Here is a 6,915-nt window from a genome sequence, read left to right as displayed (position 1 = left end):
CTCGTTGGTGACGCGTATATAGGCCGGACCCAAACAAACTGTCAACGGACAAAACGTAAGTTTTTTGAATTTTTTGCCTCGGCCGGATCGCTCACCTGGAGAACTCACCTAACGCATTGTTTTGACGCGGCTATGCGACCTTTTTAACAGCCGATCGATCCCTGGCACCCGCGCTTTCCTGAGCGCTTTCCCTGAACATGCCAGCAAACTGTCTCCGACGCTGGAAGCCGCTCTTCCGCCCGTCCACGTGCTGGGCCCCTGGTTCAAGGCTGCCGCGAGTGATCGCCCGGTGTCCGACCGAACCTCGACTGGAACGCACGTGTGAAGTTGGCCACGTGCCGATAACCCGCATCCCAAGCGGCCTGCTTAATCGAAATGCGCTCTGTCCGGATTCTGCGGGCAGCCTCATCGAGCCGGGCGTTGCGCACAAAGCCCGCAACGGTTTCTCCATAGACTTGGTGAAACACATCGTTGAGCCGGCGTGGCGCCATGCCCACTTCACCGGCCACCTCTTCCAGCGTCGGCGGCTTGGCCAACCGGGAGATTAGAAACGCCTGGGCGGCACGTGCAAGATATCTGTCGCGCTCCGCGATGGTGCGGCTGGCTTCCCGGAGTCCGCTTTGCCTGATCGCGTCGCAGTGGATCGCCAGCAGCGCGTTCACCGTTCCCTCCGGATGAAGGCGGCGCGTTTCGCCCTCGAGTGACGAGTCCGTCATCATTGCGCACAGTTGACGCACCTCAGGGCGGGTTTCAAAGTGAAGGACCGTTCGCTCTGTCGTGTGAAGGAGGCGCTTCATCGCCTCGGGAGGCGCAAACCCTAGCCGACATTCGGTCGTCTCCTCGCGCAGGCATATGCCGACGGCGCGCACCGATTTGCCGGGCATGATTGAGAACACACCCTTTTGCTCCGGTAGATGCATCGCGACGTTGTCGCGGCTGGAAAAGACACCGGAACAGCCATTGACGTCGTAATGCGCGACGCCCGTAGCACAGGCCATCAAACTGATCGTGCCGGGTGGCTGTGTGTTGCCGATCTCCAGCTCGGTTTCTTCACGGAAATGCATCCGGCTCAGATGCAGAAGCAATCCATCCGCAAGTTCGAACCGTTCCAAGCGGCAGGTTCCGAACGGCAAATCGGGGATGCCTCCGTCGCCATAGGCCGCACCGGCGTGGCTTTCGCCGCTTTCGGTCTCGAGTCTCAGCTCTGCAACCGGTCTCCGCACAGATTTGACCATATGAAGCGCCCCTTGTTCGCCCCACGAACGACGCCGCTCTGCTATCGGGTCCGTCAAACGCTTGTGCGAGCGTCGACAACAAAACCATGGGATTACAACTCTTGTAACCCCTGAACTGGCACAGCCAGACGGATCGTACTTGTTGCACAGGTTTGCGCTGGCGATCCGATGCAAGGCTGACAAAGTTGGATTGCATATCGGGATGAGGCACTGCCTGTCCGAATCGTCCGCATTCTACGCTTCCTTTCAGCGGGTTGATCGCTGATCAGAGCGCAGCAAGCCGGCGCTCCAGGAACCGGCGTTCCGCCGGCTGGCGTGCGAGGTCGAGCGCTTTGCGATAGGCCTCTTTCGCTTCACCGTCGCGTCCCAGCCGGCGCAACATGTCGGCGCGAGCCGCATGGGCCAGATGATAGGCATCGAGCCCGCCGCCGGCCATCGCACGGTCGACGGCTGCAAGCCCCGCTTCCGATCCGTCGCGCATGCTCAGCGCGGCGGCCCGGTTGAGCGCCACCACCGGCGAGGGATCGACCAGAATCAGAATATCGTAGAGCGACACGATCTGCCGCCAGTCTGTATCTGCGGTGTTCAGGGCCGCGCCATGCTCGCCGGCAATGGCCGCTTGCAGGAGATAAGGGCCAAGCCGTCCTGCCTTCAATGCGGTATCGATCAGCCCCCTTGCCTCGTAGATCAGGGCGCGATCCCAGCGCGAACGGTCCTGTTCTTCCAGGAGGACGACATCCCCGGCCTCGTCCACCCGGCTTTCGCGCCGCGCTTCGTGCAGAAGCATCAGTGCCAGCAGCCCTGCCACTTCCGGATCGTCAATCAGACCGGCCATCAACCGGCCGAGCCTGATTGCCTCAGCCGAGAGGTCAGCGCGTGTCAGTACAGGGCCCTCCGTTGCTGCATAACCCTCGTTAAAGACCAGGTAGATCACGCGAAGAACGCTCTCGATCCGCGACGGCAGTTCGGCACGCGCCGGGATTTCGAAGGGGATCGCATCGTCGCGGATTCTTGCCTTGGCGCGTACGATGCGCTGCGCAATGGTCGGCGGACGGGTAAGATAGGCACGGGCGATTTCCTCCGTCGTCAGCCCGCCAACTTCACGCAGCGTCAGCGCGACGCGGCCATCCGCCGGAAGGTCGGGGTGACAGCAGGTAAAGATCAGCCGCAACTCGTCGTCGCGGATATGTTCTGGAATGGCCGGCTCCGAGGCCGGGTCGGCCAGCGCGGCGAGCTGCGGCAAGGCGCCGGCAAGTCGTGCCTGCCGGCGCCAGCGGTCCACCATCCTGAAACGGCCGGTCGACACCAGCCACGAATAGGGATTGGCTGGAACGCCCTCACGCGGCCACCGGTCCGCCGCGGCGGCGAAGGCCTCATGAAGAGCCTCCTCCGCCGCATCGAAGCCGCCAAGCAGGCGGATCAGCGTGGCGAGCACACGCCGCTTCTCGCCGCGATAAGCCGTCTCGACGGCGGCGCGGGCGCCAGCTTCGCTCACAGTTGTGGCGGCGGGCTCGAGAAGTCGACCAGCGGGCGCACTTCAATGGAGCCGATCTTCGCCAACGGGTGTCCGCCGATCGCGCGCACCGCATCGTTCAGGTCGGTCGCTTCGACGAGAACGATGCCACCCAACATGTCTTTCGTCTCCATGAAGGGGCCGTCCACCGCCGACATCTTGCCGTCGCGCGTCTGCACGGTCATGGCGTTTTCGGGCAATTCCAGCGCCTCGCCCATGACGAAATGACCGGTTTCCTTCAGCTTCTCGTCATAGCCGGCGCATTCGGCCAGGGCCGCATTCGCTTCCGGGCTGCCGCCGAAAAGCACTTTGGGATCGTAGTAGATAAGGCAAGCGTAGCGCATGGTGTCTCTCCTTGTATGAGCGCTTCGAACGCCCATGGTCGTTTCGCAGCGGCCGGAATCGACACCACCATGATAAATTTTTTGCGCTCTGTCGAAACGAACCTCAATCCATGAGGCTGGGCAGGCCCGTCGCCAGGGTCGGAAAGATGCAAACGAGGATGAGCACCGCGAAGGGCGGGATGAGCCAAGGCAGGATCGCCCGCGCCAGGCGGTGATAGGGCACATTGCCTACCTGCGCGACCACGAACAGCGCCATACCCATGGGCGGTGTAAGGATCGAGATCATCAGGTTGAGCACGACGATAATACCGAAATGAATCGGATCGATACCGAAGCCCATCGCCACAGGCACGAGGATCGGCACAACGATCAGCAGGATCACCAGCGATTCGATGAAACAGCCGAGCAGGAAGATCATCAGATTGACGGCGATGAGGAAGCTCAGGGGACCGTCCGTCAGCGTCAGGAAGAGTTGCGTAATCTGTTGCGGCGCCTGTTCGCGGGCGAGAATAAACCCGAGCAGCCCCACCCCGGCGACGATGGTGGCAATAGAGGCAGAGGTGGCGGTAGTCTCGTAGATCGCATCCCAAAGCCGTTTCAGGGTCAATTCGCGGTAGAAAGCGAGATCGATCACGATGGCGTATAAAACAGTTACCGCCGCCGCCTCGGTCGGCGAAAACAAACCGCTGAAAATGCCGCCGACGATCACGAAGGGCGTGGCGAGCGCGGGAAACGACTTGACGAACAGCACGCCGACATTGCCCACACCCTGCCAGGTATCACGCGGATAATTGCGCCGCCTGGCCAGTACATAGACCATGACCATGAGCGAGGCTGCGCAGAGAACGCCCGGCACGATGCCGCCCAGGAACAACCGCCCGATGGAGGTGTTCGACACCACACCGTAAAGCACCATGGTGATGGATGGCGGCACCAGCGGGCCGATCATCGAGGAGGCCGCGGTGACCGCGCCGGAGAAATCGTCGTCATAGCCGGCCTCCCGCATCGATTCGATTTCCATTTTTCCAAGCCCGCCCGCGTCGGCGAGCGCCGAGCCGGACATACCGGAAAAGAACAGCGAGGCGAGCACGTTCACATGGCCGAGCCCGCCCGTGATGTGCCCCACCAGCGCACGCGCAAAGCCGAAGAGGTGGCGCGTGATGCCTGCCGAATTGAGGATTGCCGCCGCGAGGATGAAGAGCGGGACGGCAAGCAGCGGAAAGCTGTTCAGCCCATCCACCATGCGCTGCATGGCAAAGGAAATACCCATGCCCGAATAATAGAAATAGCCCATCGAGACGAAGATCATCGCCACGCCGATGGGCACACCCACCAGCACCATGACGAGCCAGGCAGCACCGATCGTTGCAAGGATCATTGGTGAACCTCCCCGGCATCCCCGCCGCGCACCAGCATGGCAAGCCGCCGCGCAATCCGATGCAGAATGAGGACCGAGGCCACCAGCCCCGACGCGTAGAGAACCGCATCGCTCATGGGCAGCGTCACCGCTTCATTGTTCCAGGTGCGCAGCACGGTCTTGTAGGAGATCCAGACGAGGTGGGCGACGATCGCCAGATAGACCGCATCTATCAGGGTGAAGAGCAGGCGGCGCCAGGCGCGCGGGAGCGCATCCGCGATGAAGCCCATGCGCAACTGGCCGTTCTGACGCTCCACTTCTGCAATGCCGATGAACGCCATCCAGACCCAGATCCAGCGCGCCGCCTCCTCGGTCCAGACCGGCCCGGTGAAAAGCGGCGTGCGGCCGAAAATCTGGATCAGGAGCACGCCAAACAGAATGATGAAGAGAATGGAAGCGACACAGCCTTCCAGACTGTATCTGCGCAGAAACGACATGCGATGACCCCAGCTATCGAGGGAAAAGTGGCGGGACCAAAGCCCCGCCCCATGTTTCAGTCGCCGATCACTTCGGCAATCGACCCTTCGCCAAACTCGGCTTCGAGCTCGTCATAATAGGGCTTCATGGCGGCCCGGAAGGGCTCGAGATCCGGTTCCGTGATGGTCAGACCGCGCTCCTTGAACGTCTCCAGCAACTCCTTCTCCGCTTTGAAGGTCAGTTCGTCGGAGACATCGCCACCGGCCTCGACCGCCGTCTGCACCCATTCCTTCTCCTGATCGGACAGACCGTCCCAGACCGATTTGGCGATCTGCACCGCCGAGGACGCCACGAAATGATTGGTGAGCGCGATGTGGCTCTGCACCTCGTAGAATTTCATCGCCTCGATGGTCGGCAGGGGGTTTTCTTCGGCATCCACCTGATTGGTCTGGAGCGCGAGATAGACCTCCTGAAACGCCACCGGCGCCGGCGTCGCGCCCACATTCTCGGCATAGGCGATCAGGAACGGCACGTTGGGGGTGCGCATGCGCAGGCCCTTCATGTCGTCCATGGATTCGATCCCCTTATTCGAGGTGGTCTGGCGCGTGCCGTAGTACCAGGTGTCGAGCAATTCGATGCCCTGTTCAGAAAATTTCTCGTCCATCTTCTTGCCCCACGGCCCGTCGACGATCTTCTGAAGATGCTCGAAATCGCGAACCACATAGGGCGCGCCGATAAGCTTCAATTCAGGAATCACATAGCTCATGTCGGGATAGCCGGTCATGACCATGTCGAGCTCGCCGGCCTGAACCTGCGCCACCATGGCCTTGAAGTCGCCCAGCTGCGAGGACGGAAAGATTTTCACCGTCATCTCGCCGCCAGAGATATCGGCAAGCTTTTCCTGAAACGCCTGTGCGCCACGATAAACGTTGGACACTTCATTGTCCTGCATGCCGAAGGTCAGTTCCTTCGCCTGCAGTGCAGCGGTGCTGAAGGCAAGCGCGGCCGCGCCGAGCATCAGTTTTGAAATGAGTTTCATGCAATCCTCCCTTGGAATGTGGAACAGGCTTCCCGGCCTGTCATGTCAGTCTGTTTTGTCTGCTTCTTTCTGAAAGTAATCGGAGACCTTTCGCGGGCTTTTCAGCCGCGCGCGATAGGAGCGCGCCAGATGCCGGTCCATCACATCCGTCGCGGTAATCATGTCGCCATCGATAATGGCCTGATAGATCGCCCGGTGTTCTTCATAGGCAACCGTGTCGTGCTTTGCCGGGTCATCCGTCGGCGGCCGCTGCGCAAGCATGGCGCTGACGAACATATCGTGCAGGCCGAGAATAACCGGATTGCCGATCACCGAGACCAGCACACGATGAAACGCGCTGTCCGTGCGAGCGAAATCGCCTGTACCGATTGCTTCGAAGTTTTCCTCCAGCGCCGCGCGGAAGGCGTCGATGCCGGCATTGATGCGCTCGTCGAGCCCCGCATAGTGCAGCATCAGTGGCGCCTCGATGAAGGCGACATCGCCCGCATCCGGCTGCCGCCCGTAATAGGCGACGCCTGCACCGAGTTCCGGATCGGCCACCGCCAGCGCATTGACGGTACCGCCGCCCCAGCAGAACCCGATCACGACGGTCTTCTGGCCGTCGCGGGTCACAGCCTGTACCGCGGCATCCATGTCCATGACAGTTTCTTCGAGGTCGGAGGCAAGCATCATGTCGCGGCCGCGCGGGGCCTGGTCGAACGGCACGACGGCGCTCCGCTCCTTGCGGTCGAACAGTGCCGGAATCGCGACTTCCAGTCCCTGGGCGGCGTATTTCTCTGCCACGCCCTTCAGCTGGTCGGTAACACCGAAGATCTCCTGCAGGATCACAAGACCGCCGCGGCGCGGCGCGGTTGGAGGCTGGATCCAACAGTCAAGTTCGTGACCGTCCTTTGCGGTCAGGCGATGCATGGATGCGGTATCGGATGACGTCATGATTGGAGTCCTTTCTG

General features: G+C 61.4%; 7 protein-coding genes. All 7 read right to left on the bottom strand.

What is annotated here, in order from left to right; genetic code table 11:
- Positions 1–263 precede the first annotated feature (263 nt).
- The 7 genes from QZ638_RS21505 to QZ638_RS21475 all read right to left on the bottom strand — a co-directional run bounded on the left by QZ638_RS21505 (position 264) and on the right by QZ638_RS21475 (position 6,898).
- Positions 264–1,235 (bottom strand): AraC family transcriptional regulator, encoded by a 972-nt coding sequence (locus tag QZ638_RS21505; RefSeq protein ID WP_295814323.1) that lies wholly within the window; start codon positions 1,233–1,235, stop codon positions 264–266.
- Between the two features lie 265 nt (positions 1,236–1,500).
- A complete protein-coding gene (locus tag QZ638_RS21500; RefSeq protein ID WP_295814321.1) occupies positions 1,501–2,730 on the bottom strand; it encodes an RNA polymerase sigma factor in 1,230 nt (409 codons plus the stop codon).
- Positions 2,727–3,092: a YciI family protein gene (locus tag QZ638_RS21495; RefSeq protein ID WP_295814319.1), complete on the bottom strand. Its 366-nt coding sequence runs from the start codon at positions 3,090–3,092 to the stop codon at positions 2,727–2,729. Before QZ638_RS21495 ends, QZ638_RS21500 begins: the two co-directional genes overlap by 4 nt.
- A gap of 103 nt (positions 3,093–3,195) precedes the next feature.
- Complete coding sequence (locus QZ638_RS21490) at positions 3,196–4,470, bottom strand: TRAP transporter large permease (protein WP_295814316.1); 1,275 nt, start codon at positions 4,468–4,470, stop codon at positions 3,196–3,198.
- Entirely contained in the window at positions 4,467–4,946 is a 480-nt protein-coding gene (locus QZ638_RS21485; protein ID WP_295814313.1) for a TRAP transporter small permease, read from the bottom strand. The genes QZ638_RS21490 and QZ638_RS21485 overlap by 4 nt, the downstream gene beginning before the upstream one ends.
- 56 nt (positions 4,947–5,002) lie before the next feature.
- Entirely contained in the window at positions 5,003–5,965 is a 963-nt protein-coding gene (locus QZ638_RS21480; protein WP_295814310.1) for a sialic acid TRAP transporter substrate-binding protein SiaP, read from the bottom strand.
- A 45-nt stretch (positions 5,966–6,010) separates the two neighbouring features.
- Positions 6,011–6,898, bottom strand: coding sequence for a dienelactone hydrolase family protein (locus QZ638_RS21475; protein WP_295814307.1), 888 nt, complete (start codon positions 6,896–6,898; stop codon positions 6,011–6,013).
- Positions 6,899–6,915 lie beyond the last annotated feature (17 nt).

Origin of the sequence: uncultured Nitratireductor sp. (assembly GCF_913053745.1) — a bacterium.
Lineage (GTDB): Bacteria > Pseudomonadota > Alphaproteobacteria > Rhizobiales > Rhizobiaceae > Nitratireductor.
The sequence above is the reverse complement of the archived record's forward strand: the minus strand, read 5'-3'. Positions and strand labels throughout refer to the sequence as shown.

Excerpts from the sequence above, each read along its gene's own strand:
- QZ638_RS21495 (WP_295814319.1), bottom strand. The coding sequence starts at position 3,092 with ATGCGCTACGCTTGCCTTATCTACTACGATCCCAAAGTGCTTTTCGGC.
- QZ638_RS21505 (WP_295814323.1), bottom strand. The coding sequence starts at position 1,235 with ATGGTCAAATCTGTGCGGAGACCGGTTGCAGAGCTGAGACTCGAGACC.
- QZ638_RS21475 (WP_295814307.1), bottom strand. The coding sequence starts at position 6,898 with ATGACGTCATCCGATACCGCATCCATGCATCGCCTGACCGCAAAGGAC.
- QZ638_RS21480 (WP_295814310.1), bottom strand. The coding sequence starts at position 5,965 with ATGAAACTCATTTCAAAACTGATGCTCGGCGCGGCCGCGCTTGCCTTC.
- QZ638_RS21490 (WP_295814316.1), bottom strand. The coding sequence starts at position 4,470 with ATGATCCTTGCAACGATCGGTGCTGCCTGGCTCGTCATGGTGCTGGTG.
- QZ638_RS21485 (WP_295814313.1), bottom strand. The coding sequence starts at position 4,946 with ATGTCGTTTCTGCGCAGATACAGTCTGGAAGGCTGTGTCGCTTCCATT.